This window comes from Pseudarthrobacter sp. S6 (assembly GCF_050156575.1).
In the GTDB taxonomy this organism is placed as follows: Bacteria; Actinomycetota; Actinomycetes; order Actinomycetales; family Micrococcaceae; genus Arthrobacter.
Genome location: NZ_CP189581.1, coordinates 2816389 through 2830702, shown reverse-complemented (window position 1 = coordinate 2830702; position 14314 = coordinate 2816389). Strand labels below are relative to the sequence as shown.

Here is a 14314-nt window from a genome sequence, read left to right as displayed (position 1 = left end):
ATGAGCGCAGCGAGCCCAGCCGGTGGTCCGGTACCCCGGCGGCTGATCGTCGTCGGGAGCGGCATTGCGGGACTGTACTCCGCGTTGCTTGCCGCCGACGCCGGCGCCGCAGTGGTGCTGCTGACCAAGGGCGCGCTCGCGGACAGCAACACCTACTACGCCCAGGGTGGCATCTCCGCCGTGCTCGACGAACCCGCGCCCGGAGATACTGTGGCCGCGCACATCGCAGACACGCTGAAGGCCGGGGCCGGGCATTGCGACGAAGAGGCAGTCCGCGTGCTCTGCACGGAGGCCCGTCTGGATATCGCCGGCTTGGAACGCTTCGGCGTGCGTTTCGATATGGACGACGACGGCGACCCCTCACTGGGTCTCGAAGCCGCCCATTCCGCGCCGCGGATCCTGCACACCGGCGGCGACGCAACCGGTGCCGGGGTGGCCAGGGCGCTCATCAAGACCGTCCTGGATGCGCAGGCAGCTGGCCGGATCCAGGTTATCGGGCACGCCCAGGTGACGTCCCTGTCCCAGAGCGAAGGACGCGTGGACGGAGTGAATTTCCTCCACGACGGGCGGGAACTCGCCATCCGCGGCGATGCCGTGCTCCTGGCCACCGGGGGAGCTGGAAGGCTGTTCGCCCAGACTACCAACCCCGCCGTGGCAACTGCCGACGGGCTGGCGCTCGCCTGGCGGGCTGGAGCCGCAGTGGCGGACCTGGAGTTCTTCCAGTTCCACCCCACCTGCATGGTGCTCCCGGCCGATGCCCTTGAGGCAGCCGGCAACGGGGCTGAACCGCTCCTGATTTCCGAAGCCGTACGCGGCGAAGGCGCCATCCTGCTGGACGCCCACGGCGAACGCTTTATGCCCGCCTACCACCCTGACGCAGAACTTGCCCCGCGCGACGTCGTCTCCCGCAGCATCGCCCTGCACCTCGCCACCCTTGGGGATCCCAACGGGCACGTGTTCCTTGACGCCATGGTGGTCGAGGCCCTGCACGGCAAGGGGTACCTCGAAAAGCGATTCCCGACCATCAGCACCCGCACCCGCCAAGCCGGTGTCGACTGGACCCGGGAACTCGTCCCCGTGGCACCGGCAGCGCACTACTGGATGGGCGGCGTTGTTGCCGACCGTTACGGGCGGACCTCTGTACCCGGGTTGCTGGCTGCCGGCGAGGTTGCCTGCACCGGCGTCCAAGGTGCCAACCGGCTTGCCAGCAATTCTTTGCTTGAGGGTCTGGTCTTCGGGCGCCGGGCTGTTGAGGGGTTCCTGGCTTCCGGTCCGTCGCGGGACACCGATGCTCCGCGTGCTGTCTCGGCCGCGAGCGGCCTCCCCTTGACGCACGCTTCCGCACCGCTGTCCCACGACTTCGTGGAGGATGCGCACCCTTCTGGATCACGTTTCAACGAGGCATCCGCGTCCACTCCTTGGCAGTTTGAAACAGTCCCGCCACCTGGTCCTCGTGAAACTTCCTTCGCTGCGGCGGGGCCGTTTTCCCGGGTGGCTCTTCGGCGCTTGATGACTGCCAACGCTGGGGTTTTGCGTCATGGCGTGTTGCTTAGGGAGGCTTCGGGCTTGCTTGGGGCCTGGGCCTCCGCTGACGATCCGGTTACCGTTCCTGACTCTTTCGATCCTCGCGATCATGAGGATGCCAATCTCCTTTTGGCTGCGCAGCTGCTGGTGCATGCCTCACGCGAGCGGCGGGAATCCTTGGGGGCGCATTACCGCAGCGACAGTGTGTCCGTGAATGCCGCCGTCGAACATTTTGATAAGCGTTACACCATGAGCCGGAAAGCGAGCCTCGTCAATGACTAGCCTGACCCTCCCCGCAGGACCCGTCCGGGACATACTGGAGCGGGCTTTTGCCGAGGACGCGCCCAACGGTGACATCACCTCGCAGCTGCTGATCCCGGCCGACGCCCGCGCCACCGCGGTTCTGAACGCGCGGGTGCCCGGCGTCTTCAGCGGTGGAACGGTGTTCCGCGACGCCATGAAGCTTGTGGACCCGGACACCGACGTGGAACTGCTGCTCGCTGAGGGGGCAGTGTTCGACGCCGGCACGCACCTCGCGCGCGTCACCGGCAACGCGCGCTCGGTGCTGCTCGCCGAACGGGTCGGGCTGAACCTTGTGCAGCGGATGAGTGCCATCGCAACCAAGACCGCGGAATTCGTCCGGCTCGTCGAAGGCACCAAGGCGCGCATCACGGACACCCGAAAAACCACGCCCGGCCTGCGAGTGCTGGAGCGCTATGCCGTCCGCTGCGGCGGGGGAGCCAACCACCGCTACAGCCTTTCCGACGCCGTGCTGGCCAAGGACAACCACCTGGCCGTCATCACAGGCGGAGACTCCGCGAAGCTCACCGCCCTGCTCGCCGCGGCCAAGGCCCAGCTGGGGCACACCACGCACTTCGAAGTGGAGGTGGACAGCGCCGAGCAGATTGAACCTGTCCTTGCTGCCGGTGTGGACACCATCATGCTGGACAACTTCACCCTCGACGAGCTCCGCTCCGGTGTTAAGCAGGTGGACGGACGCGCCATTGTGGAAGCCAGCGGCAACGTCAACGTCGGCACCGTCGCCGACATCGCCGCGGCCGGCGTGGACGTCATCTCCATCGGCGGTCTCACCCACAGCGTGGCTGCCCTGGACCTGGGCCTGGACGTCGAACTAAGCGTCGGGTGAAACGCCCATGATCTTCCTCGACGCCGCCGCCACCACCCCGATCCGCCGCGAGGTCCTCGAGGCCATGTGGCCCTACCTGAGCGGCGAGTTCGGCAACCCCTCCAGCCGCCACACCTTGGGCGAGGCTGCGGCGTCCGCGCTCGCAGGCGCCCGTGCGGCCGTGGCCAAGGTGCTCGGCTGCCGTCCGGGCGAGGTCACCTTCACCTCGGGAGGCACGGAGGCGGACAACCTCGCCGTCAAGGGCGTTGCCCTGGCCCGGCAGGCTGCGGACCCGGCCCTCAACCGCGTGGTGATCAGCGCCGTCGAACATCCAGCCGTGGAGGAGTCCGCGCGCTTCCTGGAACGGTTTCACGGGTTCACCGCGGACGTGGTTCCGGTGGACGGGACCGGCCGGGTGACGCCGGAGGCGCTCGCCGCCGTGCTCCGGCCGGAAACTGCCCTGGTCAGCGTCATGTATGCGAACAATGAGGTGGGCACCATCCAGCCGGTCGCCGAACTGGCCACCGTCGCCACCAGGCGGGGCATCCCGTTCCACACCGACGCCGTCCAGGCCGCTGGGTGGCTGCCCTTGGACGTCAAGGCCTTGGGCGTGGACGCCCTGAGCATTTCCGGCCATAAGCTCGGCGCGCCCAAGGGGTGCGGCGTGTTGTACGTCCGCGGCCGGACCCGCGTTGAGCCCCTGGTGCACGGCGGCGGCCAGGAACGCGGCCGCCGGTCCGGGACCGAAAACGTTGCCGGTGCCGTGGCGCTGGCTAAGGCCCTGACGCTCGCCCACGCCGAGCTGCCGGAACTCGCCGCCAGTGTGGCTCTTCTCCGCGAACGCTACATCGCCACTATCCTGGACACCGTTCCCGGCGCCCTGCTCACCGGGCACCGGACGGAACGGCTGCCGTCCGTGGCATCGTTCTGTTTCCCCGGCACCAGCGGCGAATCCGTGCTGTTGGAGCTGGAGCGGCAGGGTGTGGTGTGCTCGAGCGGTTCGGCCTGTGCCGCCGGCTCGGATGCGCCGTCGCCGGTGCTGACCGCGCTGGGTTATGACGCCGAAGTGGCGCAGACGGCCGTGCGGTTCAGTTTCACCTCAGACGTGACCGCGGACGAACTGGAGCAGGCGGCGGCAGCGGTGGGCACCGCCGTCGGACGCGTCAGGACCCTCGGCCGCTAGATATGGCGGGCGCGGCGGAAAATCCAATGCCGTAGCATCGTGAACCGCACGGCGGTGGCTACGAAGCCTGACAACGTGGTGGTCCACAGCTCATCGGACACGCTGGCGTCCGGGTGCAGCCAATGCAGCACGCCCAGGCTGCCGCCGGTGATGACCAGCGCAACGGCAATGACGATTATGCCGTTCAGGTGGTCACGGGCCATCCGGCGCTGCCCGGAGATCTTGAACGTCAGCCTGCGGTTCAGTGCCGTGTTCATCAAGGACGTAAGCACCAGGGCGGCCGCATTGGCCAGCTGCGGTCCCAGCCAGGGGCGCAGCAACGCATACAAAGCCAGTGACGTGGCGGTGCAGATAATGCCGACGCCGGTGAAGCGGAGGAGCTGCCGGACCAGTGGAAACCTGAAGATTCCACGGTAGTGTCTGGTGGCAGCCGCTCCACGGGTGGGCTGCTGCGTCAGCTGGGCACTGGGCGCAGCAGGAGATTCCATGGCCTAAGCCTGACATATCAGGCGGGAGTTTCCTCCCAGGACGCAGCCTTGACCGGGTTGCGGAGCTCGCCAATGCCCTCCACACGGCACAGAACAGTGTCTCCGGGCTGGATGCGTGCACACTCCGCCGGGAAGCCCGTGAGGACCAGATCGCCGGCGTGCAGGGTCATAAACGAGCTGAGGTACACGAGGATTTCGTCCACCTTCCAGCCGAGGTCTGCGCTGCTGGCGGCCTTCAGCTCGGCGCCATTGTGCACCATGCTGATGGCCAGGTCCGAATCGTCGAGGTCCGTCACAATCCAGGGGCCCACGGGAGTGAAGGTGTCCTGGCTCTTGGCGCTGATCCACAGTTCGTCCGACTTCTGCAGATCGCGTGCCGAGACATCGTTGCCGATGGTGAAGCCCAGGATAGCGCTCTGGGCGGTCTCCAGCGTCAGGCCGCGGACGGTGCGCCCGACGACGACGGTCAGTTCCGCTTCCGGGTCCACGTAGCCCACCGTTGAGCTCAGTTCAATGGCGTCGCCGGGGCCGATCACGCTGGATGCCGCCTTGTGGAAGGCCTGCGGCGGGAGGTTCCGGCCGGCCTGGCCAGTGTTATGCGCCATGCCGAAGACATTGGCGGGGACGGACGGGGCCAGGAAAGTGAAGGACTCCTGGTCCACTACGGTGCCGGTCTCCCACCCCGGCCGGGCCGGGTGGTTGGCGTTTGCGCGGGACGCCTCGAAGGGGGAATCAACAACTGTCCAGGACCGGCCTGCGTCGGAGCCGAAGTCGTGGGCGTCATTGGCCACGAAGAAATGTTCGTCGGCAACAGTGGAAGACAGTGGGCGGACACGGGCAAGGCGGTGGGGGGCGCTGGCAGTCATGATGACATCCTACGTCCTCCGGGCGAGCCGTACCCGGATCTTCACAGGCCCAATCACCGGGTTGGTCGGCTCAGTACAGCTCTCCCACCGGGATCTCCACAGCCAGGCGGTTGGACGGGCCGGGCAGCGGGCAGGCCCAGGCCTCGTTGTAGGCGCAGGACGGGTTGTAAGCAAAGTTGAAATCCAAGACGAACTCGGCTCCCGCCCCGGAGCCGTGGACCCCGTGGAATGCGCCCTTAATAGTATCCATTAGGTACCGGCCAGCGCCGTACGTTCCGCCGGGCTGACCGGCGGTGGCATCCCGGAACGGCACGAAAATCCCGCCGCCGTAACCCTGCAGCTTCCACACACCCAGCTGGCCCAGTTCGGGAAGGTCGAATGTGCCCAGCCGGACAAAACGGACAACACCGTCAGTGGCGGTTTCCACGGTCACTTCCCGGCCGGCGCCCTCAAGGGTCAGGGGAACATAAAAGCGGTAGATGGGATCGTAGTCAGCCGTCTTCAGGCCGGAGAACTGCGATTTGTCGTTTGCGCTGAGCGCTGAGGCCGGATGCGTTGCGAACATACGGTCGCGTTCATGCCGCCAGAGGGAATGGGCCTCCGCCGGATCTTCGGCGGCAACCTTCCGCACAGCGTCGTACAGGGCAAAAGTCCGCAGCCGCCAGTCCGCAATGTCGATGGCAGAGATGTCCGCCAGGCTCTCAAGGTCCGCGCCATAATGCTCATCCGCCATAGGCACCAGCCTAGTCCCTTGCACGCGGGGAATGTCCGACGGCGACACGAGGGTGCGGCTCTTGGCCGCCGCCGTCCGCCACTAGGCTGGCTGCATGACTCATAAGGCGGCAATGTGGGGAACGCGGACGGCCGCGCTGCTGATGGCAGGGACGCTGGCAGTCGGGTGCAGCGCTCCTGGTAGCAGCGATTCAGCGTGGACGGCCCAGCCGGAAACGTCGGCCAGCCCTGTCGCCGGCACGGGCTCAACCGCCGGCGCTACAGGGTCCCCGTCGGCGGATCCTTCTGTCACAGATGGCGCCTCGACGTCCGCCTCACCCGGCCCGGCCGCAACGGCAACTGCCTGGAAGACCTTCACTGACCCGGCGAAGACCATCAGCTTCGACCTGCCGGAGGAATGGATCGCCCAGTCCGGCACGCCCGAGGACGGTACGCTGCCGGGTGCCTTGAGGATCGAGGTTAAGAAGCAGGACGGCACGGTGGTGGCTGCCCTGCGGACAGGACTGCCGCCGTCCTCGTCTGAGTGCGCCGAAGCTGCCCGCAAACCCTATGTGGTGATCAGCAGCGTGCCGGTAGAGCTTCCCGGTTTGACGGGGGAAGGGCTGATCGTGCCGCACGTGGTGTTCCGCGTCATCCAGGGTTACCGCTATTTCGGTTCCTACGGCATTACCAACATTGTGGGCGGGGCCGGCGGCCAAGCCTGCCAATTGCGTAACGTGGTCCGTGGCCCGGGGGGAAAGGGCGACTACTCCTTCGGCGACCTCGGCGTCCTGAAGGCCTTTGCCCCGGATGAGCAGGTGGCACCGGCCAAGGCGTTCGACACCCTGGCTCAGGCCGAAAAGTACGTGGACGGGAGCCCGGAATTCGCGAACGTCCAGCGGATGCTAATGTCTCTGGAGATCAAAAACTAGTCCCGCTCTTGCCTTCTCATCCCCGGGCTGAGCGGGAAGTTCTGCCACTACCTCACACCCGGAGATACATGGAACGCACCGTTTCAGCACGTATGGTTTTCAGGACCATCGCCGACACGAAGGCAGCCCTCGCCATCGCTGTGGCCAGGAATCCCGGCTATACCTCGTTTGATGAGTCCCTGACTGTCACGGCCGACGGGCAGCCGGTTCCGTTCCAGGAACTCGCGGACAACCATGGCGGCCGCCTGCACTATTTGGAATTCGTTGAACCCACCGAGGTCACCGTGGAGTACTCGGCCACGGTTGCAGGGCAGGCCATCGCGGAAGAAGCCACCCTCGCTGAGCTCATCCGCTACGTGCGGCCAAGCCGCTATGCGGAGTCGGACAGGCTGCTGCCCACGGCCTACGCCGAATTTGGCGGCCTGCACGGTGCCGAACTGCTCCAGGCCGTGCGCAGCTGGGTCTTCGGGGAATTGCGGTACATCAGCGGTTCCTCCAGGGGCACTGACGGCGCCGTCGAAACCCTGCTGCACCGCAGGGGAGTGTGCAGGGACTTTGCGCACCTGGCCATCGCCCTGCTGCGTTCCAAGGACGTCCCGGCAAGGCTCACCGCCGTGTACGCGCCAGGGCTGAGTCCCATGGATTTCCACGCGGTAGCCGAGGCGCATGTCAACGGCGCCTGGCACGTCATCGACCCCACAGGGCTGGCCCCACGGGAGTCGATGCTGCGGATCACGGCAGGCCGCGACTCGTCCGACACCGCGTTCCTGTCCACAGTGGGCGGGCGCCTGACGCTGACCGAGCTGCGTGTCAGCGCTGTGGTCAACGGGCAGTTGCCGGCCGAAGATCCGGCCAGGCTGGTCATGCTGGGCTAGTTTCCCGGCTCGGAACGACACCTCCCGGCCGGTGCCGGGCGGTGAGTTCCCGGCAAGTCAGTTCCCGGGCGGCTGCTTTGCCGGCCGCGTTCCCACGGAATGCCGGAGTTTCTCGGTCAGCCGCTGAAGTTCCCGCTGCTCGGCTGCCGTCAGGGCCGGCCCCACCAGGGTGGCGATGTCCCTCACATGTTCCCGGCCGATCTCCTTCTGGAGGGCGGATCCCTCCTCGGTGAGCTTCAGCAGCACGCCGCGGCCGTCGTCGGGGGCCGCCATCCGGACCACGAGCCCGCGCTTCTCCAGCCTTTCAACCAGCCTGCTGAGGCTTGACTGGCTCAGCAGGACATGGTCGTTGAGTTCATTGAGCCGGAGCCAGCCGGACGGACACCGGGACAGCGTGAACAGCACGTCGTATTCGTTCAGTGCCACTTTCCGGAAAGCGGGACCGGCCTGGAGCTTCCGCATAACGGCAACCTGCGCCCGGAACAGGGATTCCCAGGTTTCCGCTGCCAAACGAATGGGTGATTCATTGCCGCCGGCAGCCATCATGCCTCCGAAGGGGCAGTGTCAGACGCCTGCGAGGCCATCAGCGCGGCGACGCGGCCGGCGTGCGTAGGCGGGTCCGGGACGTGCGCGGGCTTGAGGGCCGCGTATTCCTTGCGGAGGACCGGGAGTACTTCCTCGCCAAACAGGTCAAGCTGCTCCAGCACCGTCTTCAAGGGCAGGCCCGCGTGGTCGATCAGGAATAGCTGGCGCTGGTAGTCGCCGAAGTACTCGCGGAACGTCAGGGTCTTTTCGATCACTTCCTGCGGGCTGCCGACTGTCAGCGGCGTCTGGGAAGTGAAGTCCTCCAGCGACGGGCCGTGGCCGTAAACGGGCGCGTTATCGAAGTAGGGCCGGAATTCCTTCACGGCGTCCTGGGAGTTCTTCCGCATAAAGAACTGGCCGCCGAGGCCCACGATGGCCTGATCCGCCTTGCCGTGGCCGTAGTGCTCGTAGCGCTCACGGTAGAGGCTGATCAGCTGCTGATAGTGCTCCTTGGGCCAGAAGATGTTGTTCGCGAAGAACCCGTCGCCGTAGTAGGCAGCCACCTCGGCGATCTGCGGTGTACGGATGGAGCCGTGCCACACAAACGGGGCCACGCCGTCGAGCGGGCGAGGAGTGGACGTGAAGTTCTGCAGCGGCGTACGGAACTTGCCGGACCAGTTGACCGTGTCCTCGTCCCACAGCCGGCGCAGCAGGCTGTAGTTCTCTACGGCCAGTTCCACGCCGTCCTGGATGTTCTTGCCGAACCACGGGTACACCGGAGCGGTGTTGCCGCGGCCAAGGACCAGGTCCACGCGGCCGTCCGCGAGGTGCTGCAGCATGGCGAAGTCTTCGGCGATCTTGACCGGATCGTTGGTAGTGATCAGCGTCGTGGCAGTGGAGAGCGTGATCCGCTCGGTCTGCGCGGCGATGTAGGCGAGGGTGGTGGTGGGCGAGGAGGAGAAGAACGGGCGGTTGTGGTGCTCGCCGAGGGCGAAGACATCCATGCCGATGTCCTCGACTTTTTTGGCGATCGCCACGGCCGCCTTGATGCGCTCGTTCTCCGTGGGCGTCCGGCCGGTGGTGGGGTCAGTGGTGATGTCACTGACGCTGAATACGCCGATCTGCATGGTGTGCCTTCCGTTTCCTGGACTTCTCTGGGCTTGCTTCCACTATACGCGATTTGCATGCATTTGCATGTATCGACCGGTATAACGCCGCCGCGGCGAGAATATTCCAGGATTTACTCGGGGTCGCCCGGAGCGGCTCGGCGGCCACTGACGCGGGGCACCTTACCGGTGGTCCAGTCCCGGAACTCGGCATCGACGTCGTCCGCTGCCGCAAACTCCGGACGTTGCTGCATGGCAAGAAGCAGTGCTTTGGTTTCCCGCCGTCCCTCCACCAGCCGGTACAGTACCGGAACCAGCACCAGGGTCAGCATTGTGGAAGAAACCAGGCCACCGATCACAACTACGGCCAGCGGTTGGGAAATGAAGCCGCCACCCCCGGTCAGGCCAAGCGCCATGGGTGTCAGGGCGAAAACGGTGGCCAGTGCGGTCATCAGGATGGGCCGGAGGCGCTGCCTCGCGCCATGGGTGATTGCGTCCGCCACGCTCATCCCGGCGCGGCCGTCCCGTGGCCGCCGGTACTGGTTGATGAGGTCGATGAGCACGATGGCGTTGGTGACCACAATGCCCACCAGCATCAGCATGCCGATCAGCGACGGCAGGCCCAGCGGAACGCCCGTGGCCAGGAGCAGGGCGACGGCTCCGGTGGCGGCAAAGGGGACGGAAACCAGCAGGATCAGCGGCTGGATCAGGGACTTGAAAGTGGCCACCATGATGACGTAGACAATTGCGATCGCCGCCAGGAGCGCGAGGCCAAGCTGCCGGAAGGACTCGGCCTGCTGGGTGGTGGCGCCGCCGAGTTCGGCGGTGACGCCGGCGGGCAGGCTGACGTCCGTGAGGCGCTTCTGCACCTCCGCGTTCACGGCGCCAAGGTTGGAGCCCGACGGCGTGACTGACACTTTGGCGGTCCGCTGGCCGTTGCTGGCGGTAATAGAGACCGGCACGTCCACCTGTTCCACGGAAGCGATGCTGCCCAGGGTCACCGGTGCGCCCCCGGCGGGGAGCGCGATGTTGCGCACGGCGTCAACGCTGGTGAACCGGGTGCCCTTGCCGATCTGGACCGGAAAATCGTTGGTGTCGATCCGGACCGTGCCTGCAGGGATCGGGCTGATCGTGGCAGCCAGGACGCCGGCTACCTGTTGCTCGTTCAGTCCGGCTGCCGCGGTCTTGGCCCGGTCAACCTTGACCTGGACCACCGGCTGGTTGGCCGCCAGGTTGGTTGCCACCTCGCTGGTTTCCGGCACGCCGGTCATTGCATCCACCATGGCCTCGCTGGCTGTGCGGAGATCCTCGGATGTTGCAGCCTTGATGGTGATGTCCACCGTGGAGGACGTCCCGAAACCACCCTGCTGTGAGCCGACCGTAATCTTCCCGGAACCGGCCACCTTGCTTACCTCAGTCCGGACGGTTTCCTGCAGCTTTGCCTGATTCGCCTTCTCATCCGTCACCACGGTGAAAGTGGAGTTGGCGGATCCGGAGGATGTCAGGGCGGCGAAACCGGCCTGGGCGTTGCCTGTGGTGACCTGCACATTCCTGACACCCTCGATGCCCCGAAGGACGTCCTCGACCTTGGCCGCGGCTGCGCTGGTGTCGGCCAGGCTTGTCCCGGCGGGCATCACCTGGCGGACCGTCATGCTGTTCTGGCCGGATTCGCCGAGGAGGTTGGTGGAAAGCAGCGGCGTCATGGCAGCAGTGGCGCCGAGGACTAGGACGGCGGCTACCAGCGTCACCACCGGATGCTTCTGGGTCTTGCTGAGGACGGGCAGGTACGCGCGCTGCAGCCGGCTCTTTTGTTCCGCCTCCTGGGCGTGGGCACGGGCGGCGTCGGCAGCACGGGCAGCATCTTCGCGGGCAGCCGGCGAACCTGTTGCCGAACCGGCGGGGCTCTTAAGGAACCAGTAGGCCAGGACCGGAACGATCGTCAGTGATACCAGCAGCGATGCCAGCAGCGCCATGGTGACGGTCAGTGCGAAGGGCCGGAAGAGTTCGCCGGCGAGCTCACCCACGAATGCAATGGGCAGGAAGACCGCCACAGTGGTCAACGTGGAGGCGGTGATGGCGCCGGCCACCTCCCGGATGGCGGTGAGGATCGCCGAGACTTTCTCCTCCCCGTAGCTGAGGTGGCGTTTGATGTTTTCGATCACCACAATCGAGTCGTCCACCACCCGGCCGATCGCAATGGTGAGTGCGCCCAGGGTCAGGATGTTCAGCGAATAGCCCGTCGCGGACAGGCCAATGAAAGTGATCAGCAGCGACAGCGGAATCGACACCGCGGTAACAAGGGTGGATCGGGCTGACATCAGGAAGAGAAGGATGACGGCGACGGCGAAGCCCAGCCCGAGCAGGCCTTCGGTGGTGAGGTCCTTGATGGACTTCTCGATGAACGGGGCCTGGTCAAACACTGCAGTGAACTTTGCATTGGACCCCAGTTCGGCCTCGAGGGCCGCAAGCGACTCATTCACTGCGTGGGAGATTCCCACGGTGTCTCCCTCGGGCTTCTTGGTCACAGAGACTGCCAGCGTTTCCTGGCCGTTGGTCCGGGTGATGGACGTCCGTTCGTTGTCCTCCAGGCTGACGTCGGCCACCGTGCCGATCGTTGCGGCATCCTTGGCCCCGCCCAGGGGCAATGCCTTGATGGCGTCCAGGGAATCCACCGGGCTGCCGATCTGGAGGGAGAGCGTTTTACCCTGCTCCTGGATGGTCCCGGCCGGGATCAGCGCACCGTTGTTGGAGAGGGCGTTCCGGATGGACTCGATCGTGGCGCCTTTGGCGGCCATTTCCTTGGGCCGGGGGAGGATCTCGATGTGCTGGGTGGCGCCGCCGGTCACGTCGGCTCCGCGGACGCCGTCGATCTTCTGGAGCCGTGGAACGGTCAGGCGCGCCAGGTCAGCGTTCAGTTCGCTCAGCGGCTTGTCCGAAGACACGGCCAGGAACACAATGGGGAAGTCGCTGATGCTGCCCGCGATGGCCTGTGGCTGCACCTCCTCAGGCAGGGAACGCTTGGCGTTTGAGATGGCCCGGTCGATCTGGTTGCGGGCGCGGTCGAGGTTTGTCCCATAGGTGAACACCATTGAGATCTGCGAGACGCCGTTGCGCGACGTCGAGGACGTGGACTCCAGGCCCTCCACGCCGTTCAAGGCGGTTTCCAGCGGTGCGCTGACCTGCTTGTCCACCACTTCGGGTGACGCGCCGGGCATCGCGGAGAGGACGGTTATCTGCGGGAACTCAATGGAGGGGATGAGTTCCTGTTTCAGCGATGACATGGTGATTACGCCGAACACCGTCGCGAAGACGGTGATCAGCGCGATCAGCGCCCGGTTTGCCAATGAAAGTTGTGCCAGCCGGAACATCGCGGGTCTCTCCTGGGGTTGACGGACTCCTGCGGACCAGACCGTCCAGCCGGTTCTTCACGCCTGCCGGACAGCCCGAATCAGTGATTGGCGGAAACGCTCTCGAGCTGCAATGCCTTGGCCGTTGCCGCCTCGAGCTCTGCGGCCAGATCCGGATTCTCATCCAGCTTCACACCGTAGCCCGGCATCATGTCCTTGAGCTTGCCTTGCCAGGCCTTGAAGTTCTTGGGGAAGGATTTCTGCAGCAGTTCAATCATGATGGGCACGGCCGTGGAGGCGCCGGGCGATGCGCCCAGCAGCGCGCCGATGGTGCCGTCGCGGCCGGCGATGACCTCGGTACCGAACTGCAGCACGCCGCCCCGCTTCGGGTCCTTCTTGATGATCTGTACGCGCTGGCCTGCGGTGATCAGCTCCCAGTCGCCGTCCTTGGCCTCGGGGTAGTACTCACGCAGTGCCTCGACCTTGTCGCCGTGGCGCTTGGCCACCTCCTTAACGAGGTAGGCCGTGAGGTCCATGTTGTCCTTGGCCACAGCAAGCATCGGGATGATGTTGCTGGGCCGGATGGACAGCGGCAGGTCAAGGTACGAGCCGTTTTTCAGGAAGTTCGTGGAGAAACCGGCGTAAGGGCCGAACAGTAGTGAACGCTTCCCGTCCACGTAGCGGGTGTCCAGGTGCGGGACTGACATGGGCGGGGCACCCACCGAAGCCTGGCCGTAGACCTTGGCGCTGTGCTGGGCGGAGAGTTTCTCGTCGGTACAGCGGAAGAACTGGCCGGACACGGGGAAACCGCCGAAGCCCTTGCTCTCCGGGATGCCGGAGGCCTGGAGAAGGTGCAGTGCGCCGCCGCCTGCGCCCACGAACACAAACTTGGCGTGGATCTTGCCGTGTTCCCCGGAAGCCGGGTGCTTGATCGAAAGGTCCCAGCCGCCGTCGGCCGCTTTGGAGATGCCACTGACGTCATGGCCGTAATTGATTTCGACGCCGTTGTTCCCGAGATAGGTGGTGAGCTCGCGGGTCAGTGCCCCGAAGTCAACGTCGGTCCCCTCGGCTGCGCGCGTGGCGGCGATGTTCTGCTTAGGGTCCCGGCCCTTGACGATCAGCGGCGCCCATTTAGCGATCTGAGCGTGGTCCTCGGAGTACTCCATGCTGCGGAACAGCGTGTGGGGCTTGAGTGCCTCGTAGCGGGTCTTGAGGAACTTGGCGTTGTTCTCGCCGATCACAAAGCTCATGTGCGGGACGGTGTTGATAAAGCCCTTGGGCGAACCGATCAGGGATTCGTCCACAAAATGGGACCAGAACTGGCGGGACAGCTGGAACTGTTCGTTGATGAGCAGTGCCTTGGCAGGGTCCACCGAGCCGTCTTTGGCTGCGGGGGAGTAGTTGAGTTCGCACAGGGCGGCATGGCCGGTTCCGGCGTTGTTCCAGGGGTCGGAGCTTTCCAGCCCGGGCTGATCCAGGCGTTCGAACAGGGAGATGGTCCAGTTAGGTTCAAGCTGCTTGATGAACGCCCCGAGTGTGGCGCTCATGATGCCGCCGCCAATCAGTACGACGTCGGCATGTTGGGTCTTGGATATGAAGGTCACAATCAGTCTCCGATAGCAGCGGCTCTG

At 65.6% G+C, this 14314-nt stretch carries 12 protein-coding genes; 5 read left to right on the top strand and 7 right to left on the bottom strand.

Annotation, left to right across the window (positions count from 1 at the left end):
* The 3 genes from ACQCS0_RS13525 to ACQCS0_RS13515 are packed head-to-tail and all read left to right on the top strand — an operon-like array spanning position 1 to position 3833.
* The gene (locus tag ACQCS0_RS13525; RefSeq protein ID WP_426938538.1) at positions 1 to 1806 is read left to right on the top strand and encodes an L-aspartate oxidase; all 1806 of its coding nucleotides are present in this window, start codon (positions 1 to 3) and stop codon (positions 1804 to 1806) included.
* Complete coding sequence (gene nadC, locus ACQCS0_RS13520) at positions 1799 to 2671, top strand: carboxylating nicotinate-nucleotide diphosphorylase (protein WP_426938537.1); 873 nt, start codon at positions 1799 to 1801, stop codon at positions 2669 to 2671. The genes ACQCS0_RS13525 and nadC overlap by 8 nt, the downstream gene beginning before the upstream one ends.
* Before the next feature lie 7 nt (positions 2672 to 2678).
* Complete coding sequence (locus ACQCS0_RS13515; RefSeq protein ID WP_354223125.1) at positions 2679 to 3833, top strand: cysteine desulfurase family protein; 1155 nt, start codon at positions 2679 to 2681, stop codon at positions 3831 to 3833.
* Here the strand turns inward: ACQCS0_RS13515 and ACQCS0_RS13510 are convergent.
* From ACQCS0_RS13510 to ACQCS0_RS13500, 3 genes are all read right to left on the bottom strand, one after another.
* Complete coding sequence (locus tag ACQCS0_RS13510; RefSeq protein WP_426938536.1) at positions 3830 to 4321, bottom strand: GtrA family protein; 492 nt, start codon at positions 4319 to 4321, stop codon at positions 3830 to 3832. The two genes, ACQCS0_RS13515 and ACQCS0_RS13510, sit on opposite strands and share 4 nt — an antisense overlap.
* Before the next feature lie 17 nt (positions 4322 to 4338).
* Positions 4339 to 5187 carry a fumarylacetoacetate hydrolase family protein gene (locus ACQCS0_RS13505; RefSeq protein ID WP_426938535.1) on the bottom strand — a complete coding sequence of 283 codons (849 nt, stop codon included), beginning with the start codon at positions 5185 to 5187 and terminating at the stop codon, positions 4339 to 4341.
* Positions 5188 to 5257: 70 nt separating this feature from the next.
* Positions 5258 to 5920, bottom strand: a complete 663-nt coding sequence (locus ACQCS0_RS13500; protein WP_426938534.1) for a DUF1684 domain-containing protein — start codon at positions 5918 to 5920, stop codon at positions 5258 to 5260.
* A gap of 94 nt (positions 5921 to 6014) precedes the next feature.
* Here ACQCS0_RS13500 and ACQCS0_RS13495 point away from each other — a divergent pair, with 94 nt between their 5' ends.
* Positions 6015 to 6830, top strand: coding sequence for a hypothetical protein (locus ACQCS0_RS13495; protein ID WP_426938533.1), 816 nt, complete (start codon positions 6015 to 6017; stop codon positions 6828 to 6830).
* Between the two features lie 68 nt (positions 6831 to 6898).
* Entirely contained in the window at positions 6899 to 7705 is an 807-nt protein-coding gene (locus tag ACQCS0_RS13490) for a transglutaminase-like domain-containing protein (RefSeq protein WP_426938532.1), read from the top strand.
* 57 nt (positions 7706 to 7762) lie between these two features.
* Here ACQCS0_RS13490 and ACQCS0_RS13485 read toward each other — a convergent pair whose 3' ends face one another.
* The 4 genes from ACQCS0_RS13485 to ACQCS0_RS13470 all read right to left on the bottom strand — a co-directional run bounded on the left by ACQCS0_RS13485 (position 7763) and on the right by ACQCS0_RS13470 (position 14287).
* On the bottom strand, positions 7763 to 8248 hold the full coding sequence (locus tag ACQCS0_RS13485; protein WP_426939564.1) for a MarR family winged helix-turn-helix transcriptional regulator: 486 nt from the start codon (positions 8246 to 8248) through the stop codon (positions 7763 to 7765).
* Complete coding sequence (locus ACQCS0_RS13480) at positions 8248 to 9357, bottom strand: LLM class flavin-dependent oxidoreductase (RefSeq protein WP_426938531.1); 1110 nt, start codon at positions 9355 to 9357, stop codon at positions 8248 to 8250. Before ACQCS0_RS13480 ends, ACQCS0_RS13485 begins: the two co-directional genes overlap by 1 nt.
* Before the next feature lie 113 nt (positions 9358 to 9470).
* Positions 9471 to 12704 (bottom strand): efflux RND transporter permease subunit, encoded by a 3234-nt coding sequence (locus tag ACQCS0_RS13475; RefSeq protein WP_426938530.1) that lies wholly within the window; start codon positions 12702 to 12704, stop codon positions 9471 to 9473.
* An 80-nt stretch (positions 12705 to 12784) separates the two neighbouring features.
* Positions 12785 to 14287: a malate:quinone oxidoreductase gene (locus ACQCS0_RS13470; protein ID WP_354153669.1), complete on the bottom strand. Its 1503-nt coding sequence runs from the start codon at positions 14285 to 14287 to the stop codon at positions 12785 to 12787.
* Positions 14288 to 14314: the final 27 nt, after the last annotated feature.